Raw genomic sequence first — 1,007 nt, 5'->3', positions numbered from 1 at the left:
AGGTCCATGTCGTCCAGGACCTGCTCGCGCATCTGCTGAGGCGTCAGCGTGTGGGTGATCTCCAGCAGCCGGTCGGCCAGCGTGCTCTTGCCATGGTCGATGTGCGCGACGATGCAGAAGTTGCGAATCAGGGAGAGCCGTCGATCGCTCAAAAGGACCACCTCAGGCGCAGGCGCCCGCCGAAATCGCTCTTTCCGCCCCCGGTGGTGCGGGGCGCATCGAACTGGACGTCGAATCTGGAGAAGTGAGCGTCCACGTAGGCGTCGGCCAGCGCGTATGCCAGCAGTCCACCCAGGAACCAGCGGCGCCGTATCGATTGGTTCAACCGTTCGTTGTAGGCCGTGGTCGCCTCGAAGTACTCGTCCTCGAGGCCGGCCTCCAGCGCCGCGTCGGCCTCCTTCGAAAGACGGTCCAGCTCCTTCTCGTCCTGATAGATCCCGACCGCGAGTCCGATCTCACCCGCGGCGACACCGATCGCCTTGAGCCAGGCGCCGTTGTAGAGCTGGCCCCAGCCCGGCAGCAAGGCTGAGCGCAGCATCACGTAGCGCGGCTCGCTGAAAGGCTTCGCCTTCGACTTGCTCGCCAGCTCGCGGCGCCGCTGCGCGGCTTCTTCCAGCACGCGCTCGGATTCGGCTTCCGAGTGGTCGGCCGAGGTATCCGGAACGACGCGGAAGATCGGTCCGCCGGTGTCCGGCGGGGCCGGCTGGAAGCTCGGCACGGGAGCTGTAGGACCCACGGAGCTGTCGGGAGCGGCGGGTCGGGCCGTCGCCCCCTGAGCGCCAGCCGCTCTGGCTCCAGCGCCCACCAGGAGCGCGATGGAAAGGGCCAGAAGTGGCGGGAACGCGTGGGAATCGAACCCACCTCGGACGTCAAAGACGCCCGACCGACGGATTTGAAGTCCGCGGCGGCCACCAGACCGCATTCGCTCCCAAGTCCTCACGACGGATTAGTACCAGAGCCGCAGTCGAGCCTGCCAGCGTGCGACCCGTCAACGCAGCTCGATCGCT

At 67.0% G+C, this 1,007-nt stretch carries 2 protein-coding genes and 1 tRNA gene; all 3 read right to left on the bottom strand.

Features of this window, described 5'->3' with window-relative positions:
- On the bottom strand, positions 1-152 hold a 152-nt coding region (locus VFQ05_03730), incomplete at its 3' end, for a GTP-binding protein (protein HET9325859.1).
- Positions 149-736, bottom strand: coding sequence for a DUF5683 domain-containing protein (locus VFQ05_03725; protein ID HET9325858.1), 588 nt, complete (start codon positions 734-736; stop codon positions 149-151). The genes VFQ05_03730 and VFQ05_03725, both read right to left, overlap by 4 nt.
- A 96-nt stretch (positions 737-832) precedes the next feature.
- Positions 833-930, bottom strand: a tRNA-Sec gene (locus VFQ05_03720).
- Positions 931-1,007: the final 77 nt, after the last annotated feature.

It is taken from the genome of Candidatus Eisenbacteria bacterium, assembly GCA_035712145.1.
GTDB lineage: Bacteria > Eisenbacteria > RBG-16-71-46 > RBG-16-71-46 > RBG-16-71-46 > DASTBI01.
Note: the sequence above shows the minus strand (reverse complement) of the source record. Positions and strands in the feature narration are given on the sequence as shown.